This window comes from Chitinophaga sp. 30R24 (assembly GCF_049056765.1).
Classification (GTDB): Bacteria; Bacteroidota; Bacteroidia; order Chitinophagales; family Chitinophagaceae; genus Chitinophaga.
On sequence record NZ_JBJGXX010000002.1, the window covers coordinates 770,116 to 787,546 of the forward strand.

Genomic DNA, 17,431 nt, shown 5'->3' on the forward strand with positions numbered 1-17,431 from the left:
AATAAACTAATCTTGATGCCCATAACCAAGTTCTTCGTTCTTATCCCAAAAAGACATAAAAAGTTCTGCCGGCGTTCCTTTTCTACTTGTCCATTCTGCAACAATTTTTATTGCTTCTTCCAAATCTTCAATATAAGCCATTCTACCGTCGCTTCCTCGAATACCCTTTTCATCTTTTTTAGCACCTCGGTTTATAAGGACATTCTTTTCATCATATACTATTCTGCGAATATCTTCAAACTCTTTACCCTTAAGCAAATTATCTTTTAATAGTTTGGTAAGACCGTGATAGTATAACTGAAATTTTTGAACAGGGTCATCTATTTTTTGACCGAGTAGTTTTTCAGCTTCGTTTTCAATTACAACTTCTGAGTCATAATTTATAAAAAGCTGTTCGCCTTTTACTTCTTCTGATTTTTGTAAAATCTCTAATCTTTCTAAATCTTCTTTCGAGAGATTACGTTCTACTTTGCTTTTGTTTAAATTATTATCGCTCATTCCGGTTGCTTTATACAGTTAATAATTCTCTTATTTTTAATGATGCTTCTTTGATTGATTCCACATCCCAATTAGCAACATTCAATTTTTTGGTTATATTTTTTATGTTTGGAAAAGCATCTTTAAATGCTGCCCAATAATCGTTTCCTAATTCAGATTGCCTCCATTGATATTGAGAATAAATAATACAAGGATGTATTTGACACTCTTTGGCAAATTTTTCTACCATAAACTTATTATGAATCAATTTCTCAATGTATCTCATTTTTTCTGAGGACAACAAGTATTCAGAGGCAAATTCATTTGCTTTGTCCTCCTGAATTAAAAACAAATCCGGCTCTCCTGATAAATGGTAACTTGTTTTTTGTATTGTTTCTAAATCAAATAATACGTGATGTAATTCGTGGATTAACGCAAACCAAATGGTAGCATAGTTCTTATTAAAATCAGTGATTACAATACACGGTTTATCATTTATGAAAAAAGTTGCGCCTCTAATCTGTGTTTTAGGTAATAATGGCTGAAAAACTACTGTAACGCCGATATTATATAATGCTTGAAAAACAGTTAGCAGGCCATTTTCTATATTTTGAGTGTAAGGTTTGATTTTAGGAATCAGTTCGACCAATTCCTTTCTGCTATATTCATTTGGATTATCAATAAGCTCGAAATATTTATAACTGGATTTTATCCAAAAGTCTTTCATTTTATCACTGAAAGATTTTTTAGTTCTACTATAAAGAGCATCACTTAACTCTCTATCATAATCGTAAATAGAATCTAAGTCAAAAAAGCTACAAATGCGGTCTTTCAGAGTTTCTAAAGAATCATTCTTTTGAATAAATCCTAATCCCGCCAATGTTTTTAAATCAAAATATTTATTGATGAATGTAATATCCATTGATGATTGAAGCTCTCTGATTTCTTCAACAGGTCTATCTTTGAAATAAATAATGAGTAAGTCACTTAGATCGACCTCCAAAAACTCAGCGAGCTTTAATAGTTTAATAATATCAGTTTGCTTAGAAGTCTTATCTAAAATAGCATCCAAACTTCTTCTCTCCATTCCAGACAGCTTCTCAAATTGGGTTTTTGTTAAGCCTGACTGCTCTAATTTCTCTGTAAACAAATCTTCAATAGAAGGTCCGTTATACTCAAAACTCTTATGTAATAAATTATCTATCATTCCTATAAAAGGTAAATTTACCTCAAAAATAATAAAAAATTTCGAATAAAAAACAAAATAGAGGTAAATTTACCTCTATTTTTAAATAAGTTATTTTAATAATATGAAATCATAGCTCAGAAACAAAAGACCTTTCCATACTTTTAAACTTGTACGAAACCTTTTGCATATCCTTTCCGACTTTTTCGTTGAGAATCTTGGCATAAATCTGTGTGGTGGCAATGTTCTTATGCCCAAGCATCTTGCTCAAACTTTCGAGCGGAACGCCCTCGCTTAAAAACAGGGTGGCAAAGGTATGACGTGCCAAATGAAAGGTTACTTTCTTTTCTTTAATGCAGTCGATAAGTCCGGATATTCTCTTTAAGCTGTCATTGCAGACCGTGTTTGAGGGTACGGGAAAAACCCTTCCGTCCTTTTCCAGTCCTGCATATTTCTCGATAATCATTTTTGGAATATCCAAAAGCATCACGTTTGACGATGTTGCCGTCTTTTTCCGGCGTATGATAATCCACCTGTTACCGTCAAAGAACTCCTGAAGATGGCTGTTTTTCAATGCTTTCATATCCGAATAAGACAGTCCTGTAAAGCAACTGAAAACGAACAGGTCTTTTATCAACTCATCTTTCTTTGTAGCACAGTTGAATGTTACAAGTTGTTCCAACTCGTTCCGTAACAGATAGCCTCTGTCTTTGTCCTTTTTGGTATTCTTGTACTCGCTGAAAGGATTGAAAGCAAGATGTTTTCTGCTCATTGCTAATCGGCAAAGCGTGGTAAATCCAATCATATATACCCAAACCGTGTTATGCCCTAAATGATGGTCACGCAGGTAGTAATCAAAGTCCTGCACAAAATCAGGGGTAAGGTCACTAAACGATACATCGATATAACCGTATTTCACACGTGCAAAATTGCGAAGATGCTTTATGAGTGTCCTGTACCTCCGGTAAGAGCCTATAACCCTAAGTCCACTATTAACTTTTTTCTCGAAGTCTAAAAGAAATTGTTCGCAGAACTTGAAAAAGGTCAGTTCTCCGCTTTCCATACCGAGAAAGGCATTTTTAAGTTTCGCACTGTTTACTGCTCTCTCGTTCTTCAGAATTTTGGAATAGCACTCTTCAATACCCAAACGGATTTTATCAAGTTTGCCGTTCACGTCCTGGGCTTCCCTGCTTCTGCCTAAAACCCTGCCGTATTTTAAATCCCAATTTGTTATAGAAATATCCAGTTTGGTACTAAATGCAGACTGTGTACCGTTTACGGTAATTCTACACATAATCGGAACCAATCCGTTTTTCTTTGGGGCATTCTTTTTAAGGTAAAACAAAACCTTAAACGTTGATTTTTTTGTCGTTTCCATACTCACAATTCTTAATGATAAAATTAAACTTATGTGAGCCACGGAACAATATGAAAAACTATGCAAAAAGCTGAAATACAGTGTCTTGAAACGATTGTTTTCGATATTCAAAAGTAACGTTTTAGTAACCTTACTTTTGCCTATCGTTGCTTTTTCCTGCTTTTTACCTCATTACCAAAAAATCAAAAAACGATTGTAAAGCCTCTATTTACAACCGTTTTACCTGTTTTAATCTTTGATGTATTTTTACTGAAACTTTATTTTAAAAGAGCTTAGGTAATATTTGGAAAGTCGAATGCAAGCTGCTTCACTACATCACTTGTCAGCTTTGATAGTGGCCTTTTTTCGAATTCATCTTGATTATAATATGCGCCCAATGCCATTCGGTATAGCTCTGATATATTGCCCAATTTAGGAAAGGATCTTATTAGCATTTCAAGATATTTACCATATCTGCAATTTCTTCACCATGGCTTGCCTCATAGATTTCTTTCAGTTTGAATAACTTGAAACTTTTTTCTGCTCTTATTGCCTTGGAGGATGGTAGTGGATTTCTTGATGTCAAAATGGAGTAATTGTTGTTTAGCCCAAGAGAACTATCAAGATCTTTGGGGAAGTATCGGATGTGCATCGAATTATCAAATCCTTCTTCATAAGGATGAATATATTGTCCATAAATAACTTTAGCTTGATTTTTAACCGTGCGATTACAGATTGAGCAACTAGGAATTAGATTGTAGAATGATAAAGAAAGTAGTGGATACTGATTTTTAGGGAAAAAGTGATCAAAATCTGGCCTAACGACCCTTTGATTTCCTTGATCCACAGTTACTGTATAGTTTCTATTACAATAAGGACACGTAATGACATTAAGTTTGGAAGCTAGGTCATATGCGCAATAGAATTCTAAAGCAGCTATCTTTCACACCGGCTGATTTTGACCTGGTTCGGGATAAGGCTGTGAATTGGTTGCAGGAATACCGGAAGAATCAAAGTGCGCAGATAAAAACGTGCGTTGATCAGATAAAGACAATAAATCAAAAAATTAGTTACCTACAAATTGCCCTATTAAATGGGGTGATTTCAACTAGTATATACAAACGCACATATGCCGATTGCAGCCTGTATAAGGCACATTGGGAGGCAGTAGCAAATATCCTGATGAAAGAACAATTACCAGTACTGGATATGCTCAGTAGGGCGGGAGAGATGTTAATGCATTTGAATGAGTTGTTTACGACATGTGGAGAGGCGGAAAAATTTAAACTAATGAAATTGATTTTTCCGGAGGCACTTGAGTTTGACGGTAAATTATTTCTTACCTCGGCCATCCATCCAGCTTTGGCTTTCAACTACAAGAAGGGTTTGTTTTATGATCTTCTCACTTTAAAACAGTCTAAAGATGAAAACAAAGGCAAAACTTCGGAAGGCAGATAGTAGCTATCTTAACTGTTATGATAGCCACACGATTACCTTGTTGCAAGGAATATCTGATGAATCTAATAACAGGGATCTTGAATTTGATTTGCACAAAACGATTGCAATTCAAAGGGCAAATATTAAGCACCTGGTAGTACAGGAAATGATGGACAGTGATGAGATGAAGGATCTGCTCATTGATAAATTCCCGATGCCACAGACGTCACATGTGACGTCTGTGGCTTACCCTTGCGCTTCTGCACCTATTTCTTCGATATGGAAGATCATTATTTGTTTTTGAATGTCTAAAGGGTCATTTGCCCAGAGTGCTAGTGGATGCTGATGGAAGGCGCTATGATATGCCTATGCAAAAATGCTCGGACTGTGGCTTTGATATGACAGTATCACTGGAAGGGCTAAACGATGAATTAATCGTTAGCCACGAATGTCATTGCTGTGATAAAAAAGTTGAAGACACCGTAAAAGCTGACTGGACGGACTTCTCGCAGATCAAAGAGGAAGACAGAACGAAGTATTGCTATTCGTTTGTAGGACAAAATTTATTCATCCTTAGTTTATTTCAGCTAGCAGAGGGGATTTGAGCCAGATGGGATTTGAACACGTAAGTGGCTAAAAATGAAAATAATGTGTAAAAAACAGGGAAGCGAACTCGAAAATTTGGGCATAAAAAAACCGCCATAAGATACTGTCTTTCAAGTATTTATGACGGTTTCAAGTACCCCAGATGGGAGTTGAACCCACACTCGCATTGCTGCGAACGGGATTTTAAGTCCCGCGTGTCTACCAATTCCACCACCAGGGTTTGTAGGGAATAATCCGAGCGGAAGACCGGGCTCGAACCGGCCACCCCGACCTTGGCAAGGTCGTGCTCTACCAAATGAGCTACTTCCGCTTTTGTTGTATAAGAACTTTTTTCGTTGGGATTGCAAAGATAGGAATCTTTTTGAAGTTGCAAAATTTTTTTCCCTCTGAATGCAAATATTTTATGAATCTTAATTTTTTTGACTGTATCTATGGATTCAGTTCATAGCTGTATTTTACCAGGCCTAGTAACTCTTTCCCTTTACCATAGCAAGTTTCTCTTAAAGGTAAGCCATTGGGCTGATATTCGTATTGCCATATGGTATAAGACGACGTTTGGGCATTAACGGTAGTCATTTTAGTTAATTGTCCCTGTTCGTTATATTCAAAGATATAATCCGGCAACATACGTTGCTTGGTAGGTTGGTATCTGTATACGTCGGTGAGATGCCCGGATTTATCGTAGTTGTAATAGGTATGTTTAACGGGAGTACCGGGGCGCCGCTCTATTTCTTCGATTACATTACCGCTGCTATCGGTATTGAAGAGTACCAATGCGGAATCGCCATTCACTCCCTTTTTCTGGATCATCTGCTGCAGGTGTCCGGCGGTATCGTAGCTGTAGCTACGGGTTTCTTCGAAATGCATTTTGTTGTCGCGGGTAGTGGAACTGCTGTTAATGTATTGCAGTTTGCCCTGGTTATTGTACCGGTACAGCGTAATGGTAACACTGGCACTGGTGCTGTCGCTTGTTTTGGTGAGCTGGCCTTTCCCGGAAAAAGAGGAGGTCATAGCAGAATAACCGGTGGCACTGGATTGTGTCTGCGATTTCATCTGGGTAGGACTTAAACTGCGCTCGCAACGGAAATCGCGGTCTGTTTCCATATTGGCATCCAACGTTTGCACCATCTGGATCTTTACTTTATTACCTTTAAGTAAAGCCATGGTGGCCATGGTTTGCTGGGTATTATAAATATCTTGGAAATAAAATTGACTGAAAGCCTGGCCGGCAAATGCCAATGTACTCAGTGCCAGTAGGATTGTTTTCTTCATGAACGTAAAGTCGCTGATTTTTAGTAGTTGCTAAGGTAAAACGCAAAAATCATATTAAAATTTTATAATTCTGTATTAACTCGTTATGTGTTTTATCAACAACGCCTGAATCCCGGTAATATTGGTAGGGGCTGTGTACTGATTGTTATAATATTTTTTTAACTTTAAGTATGCAGCCAGAATATATTATTATACACCAACAAGTGGCGCCCTATGTGGCCCACATTCAATTAAATCGCCCCAAAGAACTGAATGCCCTCAATTTACAGCTGATGGGAGAACTGAGAGAAGCCCTGAAAGTATTGGATGCAGATGAACAGGTACGGGTAATTGTACTGAGCGGAAATGAAAAAGCTTTTGCTGCCGGGGCCGACATCAAACAAATGGCTGATAAAACAGCTATAGATATGTTTAATGTAGACCAGTTCAGTACCTGGGACACGATCAAAAAAACAAAGAAACCTATTATTGCGGCTGTTAGTGGCTTTGCGCTGGGTGGTGGTTGTGAGCTGATGATGCTCTGTGATATGATAGTCGCCAGCGAAACTGCCCGCTTGGGCCAGCCCGAAATTAAACTGGGTATCATGCCCGGTGCTGGCGGTACCCAACGGCTTACACGTGCTGTAGGAAAAGCCCTGGCCATGGAAATGGTGCTCACCGGCCGCTTACTCACCGCTGAAGAAGCCCTGCAAGCAGGCTTGATAAACCGGGTGGTGCCTACAGAACTTTACTTGCAGGAGGCCATAAAATTGGCCGCAGCAACAGCCAGTATGAGCCCTGTGGCGCTTAAGCTCGCGAAAGAAGCGGTATTAAAGGCCTTCGAAACCAGCTTGGAAGAAGGACTCCATTTTGAACGTAAAAACTTTTATCTTCTCTTTGCGTCAGAAGATCAGCAGGAAGGTATGCAGGCGTTTATCGAAAAAAGAACACCTGTATTTAAAGGAAAATAATCCAAAAATTTATCTGAAACCATTAAACTATTTTATTATCTGACTTGTTAATCTTCCGCCGACTTTAGCTGATCAATTCGCTATATAATCGTTTCCAATAGGAGAAAGTAGTGCCTGTCGGCTTTTGTAACTTCTTGCAATCAAAGAAATAAAAATTTTAACCATGAGTGCGATGAGGATTCCTGTTGCATCACTATTAACGTTTACTATATGTGCCGTTGCTTGCAACAACTATCCGGCACCGCATACAAAGACTGTAATATCGGTTGGAAAACCACATATTCCCCGTATGGATTCAATGATTGCCAGTGGAGATACCATTCAAACAGACCAGGTAGCCTCCTGGAACGGCTTCAGAATATTCGAAGGTAAATACGCCATAGAAAGTGGCCTGTTTGAAAAAGAACCGCTGAAAAGCCGGTTTGAGCTGCTTTTGGGCAAAGCCAGGAAATCCTTCTTCGAGCGCCTGAGAGTAGCGCCTCCCATAGAAGTAGAAGATGGTATCCTCTTCAGTGAAGGGTATATGCCCGGGAAATCAGGCTATGATGAAGCTGCTATGGCTATCGATATAGACCGTGATATCATCTATGCCGGCTTTACAATCAATAAACACCTGGTACTTTTTATCGAAAATGGCAATACAAATTACCCGGATAAATTCCAGCAATGGATAATAGATGGAAGCAGATAGCGGTAGTTGAAACGAGGCGTAACATATTTGATATAATAAGAAGAGCGTGTGCCTTGATGGTACACGCTCTTCTTATTATATCTAGATCTGCCTTAATCTTAACGGTCGAACTTATTCTTTAAGGCAGCCAATTTTGCCTGGAAATCATTCAGTGGAGCTTCCTTCACTTCCTTGGCTGGTTTACCGGCTGCTGCCGGTTTATCCCGGCGTAGTTGTTCTTTGCGCGGTGATTGTTGTGTATTGCCAGGCGCTTTTTCATTATCTTTCATAGACAAGGAAATACGCTTACGGGCTACATCTATTTCCAGTACAGTAACTTGTACTTTCTGGTTCAGCTTTACCGCTTCATTTGGATTGCTGATGAATTTGTTGGACAGATGAGAGATATGTACCAGGCCATCCTGTTTTACACCTATATCCACAAAGGCGCCAAAGGCGGTGATATTGGTGACTACGCCTGGTAACACCATACCTGGTTTTACGTCTTCTATTTTGTGGATGCCTTCTGCATATTCGAAAATAGAGATCTCATCACGGGGATCGCGACTAGGTTTGGCCAACTCCTTTAGGATATCTTCCAGGGTAAGCAAACCTACTTCTTCGCTGATATAATCTTTTGGATTGATTTTTTTGCGCAGTTCTTCTTTGCTCATCAGATCTGGTACAGAGCAGTCTTGTTTGGCCGCCATTTCCTTGATCAAATCGTAGCGTTCCGGGTGTACGGCAGAATTATCCAACGGATTATCGCCGTTTTCTATGCGTAAGAAGCCCGCGCATTGTTCAAATGCTTTATCGCCCAACCGGTGTACTTTCTTTAACTGCATACGGTTGCTGAAAGCGCCATTCTCTTTGCGGTATTTTACAATGTTATCCGCCAGGGAGGGGCCCAAACCTGAAATATATGCCAATAGGTGTTTGGAGGCGGTATTCAGATTTACGCCCACGTTATTCACACAGCTTACTACTACGCGGTCCAGGCTTTGTTTCAAGGACGACTGGCTCACATCGTGTTGGTACTGGCCTACACCGATCGATTTAGGATCTATCTTCACCAGTTCAGCCAACGGATCTATCAGGCGACGGCCAATAGATACCGCGCCACGTACTGTAACGTCGTGATCCGGGAATTCTTCACGCGCCACTTCTGAAGCAGAATATACAGAAGCGCCGCTTTCATTCACCATAAATACATTGATCTTTTTACCGAAATCGATCTTCTTTACAAATTCTTCTGTTTCCCGGCCGGCAGTACCATTACCTACTGCTATCGCTTCGGCATGATATTTTTCTGCCCACTTTTTCAACAGGGCTTCTGCATCATCTCTTTTATAATTTTTTTCCAGTGGGAAAATAACATCATTGTCCAGCATGTTACCTTGGTTGTCCAATGCTACTATTTTACAACCTGTTCTGTAGCCAGGGTCTATCGCAATAACGCCTTTAGGCCCTAATGGCGCTGCCAGTAACAGCTGACGCAGGTTCTCTGTAAATACTTCAATGGCTTCAGCATCCGCTTTTTCTTTGGCTACCGCCCGGAATTCATTTTCCAGCGAAGGGCGCAATAAGCGTTTATAGGCGTCCGTTGCTGCTTTTCCTACTTGTTCTGCTGCCTTGCCTTTACCAGTTACAAATTGTTTGTTGAGCAGGCCTATCGCTTCTTCTTCTTCAGGAGCAATGGAACTGAACAAAATACCTTCATGTTCTGCACGCAGAATCGCCAGTACGCGGTGGGAAGGCATTTCCCGCAAGTCTTCTGAAAACTCAAAGTAGTCTTTATATTTATCGCCTTCCACTTCTTTTCCTTCTACTACCCTGGATGTCAGCTTACCGGTATTGGTAAACAATTTACGTAGCTTATCACGACATTCTGCATTTTCGTTGATCCATTCCGCAATGATATCACGCGCACCTTTCAGTGCTTCTTCTGAACTGCCTACCTGTTCGTTGATGAAGGTTTCGGCAGCAGCGATGTCGCCATCCTGTGCTTCAAATAACAGCTTTGCCAGCGGCTCCAGACCTTTCTCAATGGCAACAGTAGCGCGGGTTTTGCGTTTGGGTTTATAAGGCAGGTAAATATCTTCCAGCTCTGCCAGCACCCAGGTTTCTTCCAACTTGGCCAGCAGCTCAGGCGTCATTTTTTCCTGTTCTGTGATCGTTTTGATAATAAACTCACGGCGTTCATCCACCTCCTTGTAACGCTTCTGTAAGTCTTCAATACGGCCTATCTGCACCTCGTCCAGGCTTCCGGTTACCTCCTTACGGTAACGACTGATAAAGGGTACTGTAGATCCTTCAGCTAACAGGTTCATGGTATTTTCTGCCTGCTTGCCGGAAATACTTAACTCCGATGAAATAAGCGCAATGTGTTTCGGATTCATAAATCAATACATTTTGGGATTTTTGATTATCAGATATTAAGACCCTGTAATTACCTTGCAGCAACAAAATTTTAACATCTTCAACCAGGAAATCGCTACAAATTAATAGCTCGCAAATGTAACTAAAATGGCCTTTTTATCAAGGAAAAACAAGAGAGAACAAAAAAATAATATGTGCCCGGCTAAAGGCTTGAAATCCCCTCCTGTTCTTTGTCATTTTCTTGCGGCATTGCCTTGTGGGGAAGTCCCTGTAGCCCCCTTTGCATGAAACAATACCCGCTGAAAATCCCGAAATGTCCCTATTTTTACAACATATGGAAAAGACAGCTACTTTTGATCGCCTATTAAAGATCATGGATGATTTAAGGGAAAAATGCCCCTGGGACCGTAAGCAAACTATCCAAACGCTCCGGCAGCTCACGATTGAGGAAACCTATGAACTGGCAGACGCTATTACTGAGGAAGACTGGAAGTCTATTAAAGAAGAACTGGGAGATATCCTGCTGCATATTGTATTCTATGCTAAAATTGGTTCGGAACAACAGCAGTTTGATATCAATGATGTGATCAACGGAGTTTGTGATAAGCTGATCCACCGTCATCCGCATATTTATGGAGATGTGAAAGCAGAAACCGAAGACCAGGTAAAGCAAAACTGGGAGAAGCTAAAACTCAAAGAAGGGAAGACCTCTGTGCTCAGCGGTGTGCCTGTTTCGTTGCCCGCTCTGGTAAAGGCGATGCGCCTCCAGGAAAAAGCTAAACAAACCGGTTTCGAATGGGACAATACCAGCCAGGTATGGGAAAAAGTGCAGGAAGAAGTGGCGGAATTAGGCGAAGCGGTGCAGTTGGGCCATAAAGATGCTATAGAAGATGAATTCGGCGATGTAATGTTCTCGCTTGTCAATTATTCCCGCTTCCTGCACATTGATGCCGAAAATGCTTTGGAACGCACCAATAAGAAATTCCAACGCCGCTTCCAGGCTATGGAAGTACTGGCCTTGCAACAAGGGCGTACCCTGAATGATATGTCCTTAACGGAAATGGATACACTCTGGAACCAGGTAAAAGCCACTGAAAACAGCAAATAACCTTTTAACTCCGGCATCTATTGATTGATACTAAAGAAATACGGCTTTTTTTTCTGCGCCATGGATACCTGCTTATCGTAGCGGCCTGGTTGTTTACTTTTGCCTTCCTGTTTAGCAATTACTGGTCTTATTACTCCTCTCCGCAAGGCGTAAAACGCAGTATGGAGAAGAGTATTCAGCAGCGGGAGAAGCAGTTTCTCAGACTCACAAAAGATACGGTTCTCTGTTCTTCTTTACTTCAACGCAGTTATAACCAGCATGAGCTGGACCACCTTACCAGTCTGGAATATTCGTTGTTTGCCTACGATTCTGCTAACAGCGGTATCTGGCTCACTTTCTGGAACACCAGCCAGGTGCAGCCGGAAGAATTGCAAACAACATTGGAAAACGGTGAACGCTTCATGAAGCTCAAAAATGGGTATTATGAAGTAATCACCCGGAAAGTGAAGTCGGCCCCGGGCCACAAACAATTCCTGGTGGGCGCTATACCGGTACGTTTAGAGTATGCCATCAAAAATAACTATCTCGTTAACCACTTTTATCATAAGGAAGAACTGGGAGAAGAGTACAGTATCCTGTTTGAACGGCCTGTATTGATGTTGCCGGAGCATATTATTTTGCCTGTTAATAACGGTAATGGGAAAACGCTTTTTTTTCTGGACTACAACAGCGGCATGCATGTGCATCCACCTAATCTCCTCAGTGTATTGCTGCGGGTGCTCGGATGCATCTGTGTGCTTATATTCCTGAACCTTTTTGCTACCTTACTGGCTAAAACCACCAACCCGCTATATGGTTTTCTGTTCCTGTTCCTGATTGTATTTGGTCTAAGGGTATTGAGTTACCTCTATCCCTCTTTTCCCTTTAACCTGCATACGCTGAATGTCTTTGATCCCAGAATATATGCAAAAGATGATATTTTCCGTTCCCTGGGTGATCTGCTCATTAACGTATTGCTTGCTTTCTGGATGATCCTGTTTTTCCGGGAGCATGTTAAAACCATTAATCCGCCAGTGATCCGCAACAGGGGGCTGCAAAGTGCGGTGATCATCGTTGCCAGCCTGATCCTGTATATCGTGGAACAATTCCTGGCAGAATTGATCCAAAGCCTGGTGATCGACTCTAAGATCTCGTTTGATGTTACCAACTTTTTTAGCCTTACGGAAAATGGTCTTGAGTACAGTGTAATCGGGTTTATGGTGCTGGGATTTATCTCTTTCAGCTTCTTGTTTTTTTCCCAGATTATCAACTATCTGTTAAACGAACTAACTAATTTTCAGTACCGTACCAAATACATCTGGCTGGGTGCAGTAGGCGTTATCTGGCTGCTGTTCCGCATTCATAATCCGGAACTTCCTTTCTCCATATCTATGGTGGTTTGGTTGCTGATATATATAGTACTGCTCGATTTTATCGCCGACCGTTTTGAAAGCAGTATGGCTACAGTGCCTTTTCTTTTCTGGCTATTCCTGCTCACCATTACTACTTCCGGCGCGCTGGTACATTATAATAACCATAAGGAATTATCTGCCCGCGAAAACCTGGCGGAAGAGCTGTCCAGGCAAAAAGATCCTTACCTGGAAATGTTGCTGAACGACATTGGTAAAAAAATCGAAAGTGATGAGGCTATTCAGTATTTCTTCTTGGACAGTAGCAACCGGCAACGTAAAAAGGCGGTTTTCGACAGTCTCCTGCTGGAGAAATATTTTCAAGGCTATCTTAATCGCTTTAAGGTAAATATTTATGCTTACGATGAAAACGGGGCCTCATTATTCTCTTCAGATACCGTAAGTCTCATGACCTTTAACCGGCGTATGTTCTTCGATCCGGAGGCAACGCCAGCTTCGGTTACCGGTAATGATCTTTATTATTATGAGCGTAGCTTCAACGATTACAGCTATATTGCCAAAAAGGAATTCCATAATGTCAATAATGAGGTAACGGGGTGGCTCGTGTATACCTTGTCGCCTAAGCCGGTGAGCACCGACCGGCTTTATCCGGAGCTGCTGGTGGAAGGAGACGTGAATGACCCCGGTCGCGAATACGCCGGCGCCTATGCATATGCCGTATACGATAAAGGTATATTGGTAAGTAACAACAGCGCCTATCCATTCCCAATTCGTATATACCCTCACGATATACCGCCTACGGATATATCCATAAAATCAGTTAAAGGTTATTCAGAGCTTACCTACCGGGCTTCTCCCGATAAAGTAGTGGTAGTGGTAAAGGAAAACAGGATGTTTATAGAGTTTATTACCCTGTTTGCCTACATGTTCTGCCTGTTCCTGCTCATTGTGGTGATTTATAAGGCATTCGACCTGTTGATCAAAGCCAGGATGCGGTTGAGTAATCTCCGCAGCCTGATTAATGTAAGCATCCGGATAAAGGTGCATGGCACTATCATCTTTGTAGTACTATTCTCCTTCCTGATATTGGGGATCACCACGATCAAATTCTTTATCTACCGTTCGGAGTCGCAGAACCGGGAACGTTTAAGTAAAACCATGCGGGAAGTGGCCAAAGAGGTGGAGAAGGTGTTCGAAAATCAGCGCGACCTGGATCAGGTAGGGGATATATATGATTCTGAACTGATGAAGAAGTTATCCGCATCTCTGTCTGATATTGCAGATGAGCGCGCGTTGGATATCAATATCTACGACCGTGATGGCAATATGCAGCTTACCACCCAACCATTGATGACCGACAAAGGATTGATCTCTTCCAAAATGGACCCACAGGCCTATTACCGGTTGTCACGATTGGAAGAAATACAGTTTATACATACGGAGTATATTGGCGTAATGCCTTTCCTTTCTGGCTATACGCCTTTGCGTAACCACGATACCCACGAAGTGATTGCCTATCTCAACGTGCCTTATTTTGCTACGCAAACAGAGCTTAATCAACAGATTTCCAACTTCCTGGTGGCGCTCATCAATTTCAATGCATTCATTTTCCTGATTGCCGGTATGGTGGCATTGTTGATCACGAATTCTATTACCCGTTCGTTTTCACTGGTAACCGAAAAATTACGGCATGTGAACCTTGGGCAACGTAATGATGAAATAGAGTGGGACAAAGACGATGAAATTGGGGCGTTGGTAAAAGAATATAATAAGATGGTCCGTAAGCTGGAAGTGAGCGCTGTGCGGCTAGCCAAAAGTGAGCGGGAGGGTGCTTGGCGTGAAATGGCCCGGCAGGTAGCTCATGAGATCAAAAATCCGCTTACGCCCATGAAGCTGAGCATACAATATTTACAACGTGCAATAGCCAACGATTCGCCGAATGTAAAAGAGCTGTCGCGTAATGTAGCAGGTACTCTGGTAGAGCAGATAGAGCATCTGTCTAATATTGCGTCCGACTTTTCTGCGTTTGCCCGTATAGGTGAGCCTAATAATGAAGAAGTGCTGATCAATGAAGTGTTGCATTCCCTTACTGCTTTGTACCAGGGGCATGAAGATTGTGAAGTAACCTATGTGCCGCCGGCGCAGGATTTTTATGTGCTTGCAGATAAAACCCAGATGAACAGGCTTTTTACGAACCTGTTGCTTAACGCTATACAGGCTATCCCGGAGGGCCGGTTAGGGCAAATCGTTGTGCGCTTGCAGGCTACGGCAGATCAATATGTGATCGTGAGCGTGTCGGATAATGGAGAGGGTATTTCTACCGAAGTGCAGTCCCGGATTTTTGTGCCTAATTTCACTACCAAATCTTCCGGCACCGGCTTAGGACTGGCAATGTGTAAAAATATTGCAGAGCAGTCCCGGGGAGAGATCTGGTTTGAAACGAAGCTCAATGAAGGCACTACTTTTTATGTGAAGTTGCCACTACAGCAGGTATAAAAATCCCTAGAAATTACCGTGCCGGCTATACGTGATTTATTTTATTGCCATCCTATCAGGGCTCCCTATACGCTATTAAATAAACTAAATGCATAAAAAAATCCCCGTTCCTTACCGGAACGGGGATTTTAATAATTTTGTATTGGCGGCTAAGCTTCCTTAGCTTCAGCTTCAAAGCTTTCTTTAATTTTCTCCAACAATTTGCTTTCGATCATTTGCTGGGCTACCTGGATCATATTTTTAAAGGCTTTTCCTTTGGAAATACCGTGACCAATAATCACGGGTTTGGAAACGCCTAAAACGGGTGTACCGCCATATGTTTCAGCATCCAGTTTATTGATGTACTCATCATTGATGTTGCGTTGTTGTGCAATATCATGGAATGATTCAGCCATCTTAAGTACAATGTTACCAGTGAATCCTTCACATACGATTACATCAGCTTTTCCGTTGAAGATATCCCTACCTTCTATGTTGCCGATGAAATTGATCTGTTTATTCTCTTTTAACAAGGGATAAGTGGCTTGCGCAAGCAGATTGCCTTTACTTTCTTCTTCTCCGATATTCAATAAGCCTACCTTAGGGTTGTTCACCTTCAGAATGTGCTTTGAATAAAGGGTACCAAGCATAGCAAATTGCGCCAGGTTTTCAGGTTTACAGTCGGCGTTGATACCTACGTCAAGCAAGAGGCCGTACGAACCGTTTTCACGGGGTACCAGAGTAGATATAGTAGGACGTTGCACTCCATCTATGGCTTTAATGGAATAATAGGTACCCACCATCATGGCGCCGGTGTTACCTGCGCTGATGAAAGCATCTATTTTCTCACTTTTCAGTAAATGAAAGCCGATAGAGATGGAAGATTGTGGTTTTTCTTTCAGTGCCCTGGTAGGGTGTTCATCCATCCCGATTATCTGGGATGAATGAACGACTGAATATCTTGATTGGTCCAGCTGTGCTTCAGTTAATAATGGGACAAGCTGTTGTTCATCGCCAATTAGTACCAGATGCACATCAGGTGCAACAGTGTCTAAATATAATTTTACTCCTTTTACTGCTTCTGTGGGCGCAAAATCGCCGCCCATCATATCAAGCCCGATTCTCATGTAACTCAAGTTTGTTCTTTGTTAGCTCGGGTAAAAATAGTAAAATTTATTATTTAGCAGCACTCTGTTTTTCCAACACTACCTTTCCTCTGTAGTACAGTTTGTTTTCTACCCAATGAGCACGGTGTCTCAGATGCACTTCACCGGTTGCGCTGTCTGTGCTTAACGTATCCGCTACCGCCTTATAATGCGTTCTTCTCTTTGCTGATCTCTGCTGAGAATGTCTGCGTTTAGGATTTGGCATTTTATTTAATTTTTAATTGTCCTTAAATTTATCCAATCCTTTCCAGATTGGGTTGTCGTTTGCTTTCGCCTGCTGGTTCATTTGCTCCAGCATTTCAATTACTTTCGGATCGCATCCGCTGGAGCCATCCGGCTTGTTGGGATGTATCCGTTGCATTGGAATGCTCAGGTGGATGAATTCGTATATATAGTTGGCCACGTTTAAATGGCTCTCCGTTTTGGAGATATACGATACATCCGGGTCTTCCTCTCCCTCCATCATCTCTTCCGGATTGTCTGCCAGTTTTACTATCTGGTTGAAATCGTCCCAGAGCTGCATTTCAAAAGCCTCGCCACACCGGTCGCAGGTAACGGTTACCTTGCCTCCTATGGCAAACTTCAGCAGGAAAAAATTACTCTTTTTATCCATTGTGAGCTGTACATTCACCTCACAATTGCTGAAATCCTTCGGCTCTTCAAAATTATCAAAGAAACTGTCTCCGATAGTATACTGAAATGAATGTTCCCCTGGTTTTAAACCAACAAAGGCAATATCAAATTCGCGGAGTGGTTTCATATCAATATCCTCACTTTTAGAGGGATGCAAAGGTAATTAAATATTTGCAATTGCAAAAATTTCCTAAATTTGTTCACTAATGATATCTTATTTATATATATATTTATAATATAAAATATCAGCCATATTCATGTTGTGATAAACAGGCGTGAGGCGCAAAGGTATATAATTTCGCTAATCTTATTCCTGTTTTTCGCAATGCAAAGATTAAATTGAAAACCCTCCCCATTTTGTTTTAG

At 41.2% G+C, this 17,431-nt stretch carries 15 protein-coding genes and 2 tRNA genes; 6 read left to right on the forward strand and 11 right to left on the reverse strand.

Translation table 11 applies throughout. The annotated features are described in order from the left end of the window. Positions 1-6: 6 nt before the first annotated feature. From ACDQ55_RS09680 to ACDQ55_RS09695, 4 genes are all read right to left on the reverse strand, one after another. Positions 7-498, reverse strand: a complete 492-nt coding sequence (locus tag ACDQ55_RS09680) for a hypothetical protein (protein ID WP_420981174.1) — start codon at positions 496-498, stop codon at positions 7-9. A 10-nt stretch (positions 499-508) separates the two neighbouring features. Further along, positions 509-1,684: an ImmA/IrrE family metallo-endopeptidase gene (locus ACDQ55_RS09685; RefSeq protein ID WP_420981175.1), complete on the reverse strand. Its 1,176-nt coding sequence runs from the start codon at positions 1,682-1,684 to the stop codon at positions 509-511. Between the two features lie 109 nt (positions 1,685-1,793). Beyond that, the gene (locus tag ACDQ55_RS09690; RefSeq protein ID WP_420981176.1) at positions 1,794-3,041 is read right to left on the reverse strand and encodes a site-specific integrase; all 1,248 of its coding nucleotides are present in this window, start codon (positions 3,039-3,041) and stop codon (positions 1,794-1,796) included. A gap of 427 nt (positions 3,042-3,468) precedes the next feature. Continuing rightward, a complete protein-coding gene (locus ACDQ55_RS09695; RefSeq protein WP_420981177.1) occupies positions 3,469-3,867 on the reverse strand; it encodes a hypothetical protein in 399 nt (132 codons plus the stop codon). A 65-nt stretch (positions 3,868-3,932) separates the two neighbouring features. Here ACDQ55_RS09695 and ACDQ55_RS09700 point away from each other — a divergent pair, with 65 nt between their 5' ends. Next, complete coding sequence (locus ACDQ55_RS09700; protein WP_420981178.1) at positions 3,933-4,478, forward strand: hypothetical protein; 546 nt, start codon at positions 3,933-3,935, stop codon at positions 4,476-4,478. Continuing rightward, a complete protein-coding gene (locus ACDQ55_RS09705; RefSeq protein ID WP_420981179.1) occupies positions 4,444-4,761 on the forward strand; it encodes a hypothetical protein in 318 nt (105 codons plus the stop codon). Before ACDQ55_RS09700 ends, ACDQ55_RS09705 begins: the two co-directional genes overlap by 35 nt. A 436-nt stretch (positions 4,762-5,197) precedes the next feature. Here ACDQ55_RS09705 and ACDQ55_RS09710 read toward each other — a convergent pair. The 3 genes from ACDQ55_RS09710 to ACDQ55_RS09720 form a co-directional block, all read right to left on the reverse strand. After that, positions 5,198-5,283: transfer RNA gene (locus ACDQ55_RS09710), tRNA-Leu, on the reverse strand. Between the two features lie 17 nt (positions 5,284-5,300). Beyond that, positions 5,301-5,373, reverse strand: a tRNA-Gly gene (locus ACDQ55_RS09715). A gap of 119 nt (positions 5,374-5,492) precedes the next feature. Continuing rightward, a complete protein-coding gene (locus tag ACDQ55_RS09720) occupies positions 5,493-6,335 on the reverse strand; it encodes an RHS repeat domain-containing protein (RefSeq protein WP_420981180.1) in 843 nt (280 codons plus the stop codon). 170 nt (positions 6,336-6,505) lie between these two features. Here ACDQ55_RS09720 and ACDQ55_RS09725 point away from each other — a divergent pair, with 170 nt between their 5' ends. Both ACDQ55_RS09725 and ACDQ55_RS09730 read left to right on the forward strand, forming a co-directional pair. Further along, complete coding sequence (locus ACDQ55_RS09725) at positions 6,506-7,285, forward strand: enoyl-CoA hydratase-related protein (RefSeq protein WP_420981181.1); 780 nt, start codon at positions 6,506-6,508, stop codon at positions 7,283-7,285. Positions 7,286-7,574: 289 nt separating this feature from the next. Continuing rightward, positions 7,575-7,976 carry a hypothetical protein gene (locus ACDQ55_RS09730; protein ID WP_420981182.1) on the forward strand — a complete coding sequence of 134 codons (402 nt, stop codon included), beginning with the start codon at positions 7,575-7,577 and terminating at the stop codon, positions 7,974-7,976. 98 nt (positions 7,977-8,074) lie between these two features. On the opposite strand, the gene ACDQ55_RS09735 is transcribed toward ACDQ55_RS09730, so the two are convergent. Beyond that, positions 8,075-10,354 carry a Tex family protein gene (locus ACDQ55_RS09735; RefSeq protein ID WP_420981183.1) on the reverse strand — a complete coding sequence of 760 codons (2,280 nt, stop codon included), beginning with the start codon at positions 10,352-10,354 and terminating at the stop codon, positions 8,075-8,077. Between the two features lie 314 nt (positions 10,355-10,668). Between ACDQ55_RS09735 and mazG the strand changes: the two genes are divergently transcribed. Both mazG and ACDQ55_RS09745 read left to right on the forward strand, forming a co-directional pair. Further along, positions 10,669-11,442: a nucleoside triphosphate pyrophosphohydrolase gene (gene mazG, locus ACDQ55_RS09740; RefSeq protein WP_420981184.1), complete on the forward strand. Its 774-nt coding sequence runs from the start codon at positions 10,669-10,671 to the stop codon at positions 11,440-11,442. A gap of 20 nt (positions 11,443-11,462) precedes the next feature. After that, positions 11,463-15,287, forward strand: coding sequence for an ATP-binding protein (locus ACDQ55_RS09745; protein ID WP_420981185.1), 3,825 nt, complete (start codon positions 11,463-11,465; stop codon positions 15,285-15,287). A gap of 149 nt (positions 15,288-15,436) precedes the next feature. On the opposite strand, the gene plsX is transcribed toward ACDQ55_RS09745, so the two are convergent. The 3 genes from plsX to ACDQ55_RS09760 are packed head-to-tail and all read right to left on the reverse strand — an operon-like array spanning position 15,437 to position 17,192. Continuing rightward, a complete protein-coding gene (gene plsX, locus ACDQ55_RS09750; protein WP_420981186.1) occupies positions 15,437-16,393 on the reverse strand; it encodes a phosphate acyltransferase PlsX in 957 nt (318 codons plus the stop codon). A gap of 49 nt (positions 16,394-16,442) precedes the next feature. Then, positions 16,443-16,637, reverse strand: coding sequence for a 50S ribosomal protein L32 (gene rpmF / locus ACDQ55_RS09755; protein WP_079473289.1), 195 nt, complete (start codon positions 16,635-16,637; stop codon positions 16,443-16,445). Between the two features lie 12 nt (positions 16,638-16,649). Continuing rightward, positions 16,650-17,192 carry a YceD family protein gene (locus ACDQ55_RS09760; protein WP_420981187.1) on the reverse strand — a complete coding sequence of 181 codons (543 nt, stop codon included), beginning with the start codon at positions 17,190-17,192 and terminating at the stop codon, positions 16,650-16,652. Positions 17,193-17,431 lie beyond the last annotated feature (239 nt).

What these genes read in the sequence shown, in the direction of transcription:
- ACDQ55_RS09705 (WP_420981179.1), top strand. Translation starts at nt 4,444, where the DNA reads ATGAAAACAAAGGCAAAACTTCGGAAGGCAGATAGTAGCTATCTTAAC.
- ACDQ55_RS09725 (WP_420981181.1), top strand. Translation starts at nt 6,506, where the DNA reads ATGCAGCCAGAATATATTATTATACACCAACAAGTGGCGCCCTATGTG.
- ACDQ55_RS09685 (WP_420981175.1), bottom strand. Translation starts at nt 1,684, where the DNA reads ATGATAGATAATTTATTACATAAGAGTTTTGAGTATAACGGACCTTCT.
- ACDQ55_RS09700 (WP_420981178.1), top strand. Translation starts at nt 3,933, where the DNA reads ATGCGCAATAGAATTCTAAAGCAGCTATCTTTCACACCGGCTGATTTT.
- ACDQ55_RS09730 (WP_420981182.1), top strand. Translation starts at nt 7,575, where the DNA reads ATGGATTCAATGATTGCCAGTGGAGATACCATTCAAACAGACCAGGTA.
- ACDQ55_RS09680 (WP_420981174.1), bottom strand. Translation starts at nt 498, where the DNA reads ATGAGCGATAATAATTTAAACAAAAGCAAAGTAGAACGTAATCTCTCG.
- ACDQ55_RS09760 (WP_420981187.1), bottom strand. Translation starts at nt 17,192, where the DNA reads ATGAAACCACTCCGCGAATTTGATATTGCCTTTGTTGGTTTAAAACCA.
- ACDQ55_RS09735 (WP_420981183.1), bottom strand. Translation starts at nt 10,354, where the DNA reads ATGAATCCGAAACACATTGCGCTTATTTCATCGGAGTTAAGTATTTCC.
- plsX (WP_420981186.1), bottom strand. Translation starts at nt 16,393, where the DNA reads ATGAGAATCGGGCTTGATATGATGGGCGGCGATTTTGCGCCCACAGAA.
- ACDQ55_RS09690 (WP_420981176.1), bottom strand. Translation starts at nt 3,041, where the DNA reads ATGGAAACGACAAAAAAATCAACGTTTAAGGTTTTGTTTTACCTTAAA.
- ACDQ55_RS09720 (WP_420981180.1), bottom strand. Translation starts at nt 6,335, where the DNA reads ATGAAGAAAACAATCCTACTGGCACTGAGTACATTGGCATTTGCCGGC.
- mazG (WP_420981184.1), top strand. Translation starts at nt 10,669, where the DNA reads ATGGAAAAGACAGCTACTTTTGATCGCCTATTAAAGATCATGGATGAT.
- rpmF (WP_079473289.1), bottom strand. Translation starts at nt 16,637, where the DNA reads ATGCCAAATCCTAAACGCAGACATTCTCAGCAGAGATCAGCAAAGAGA.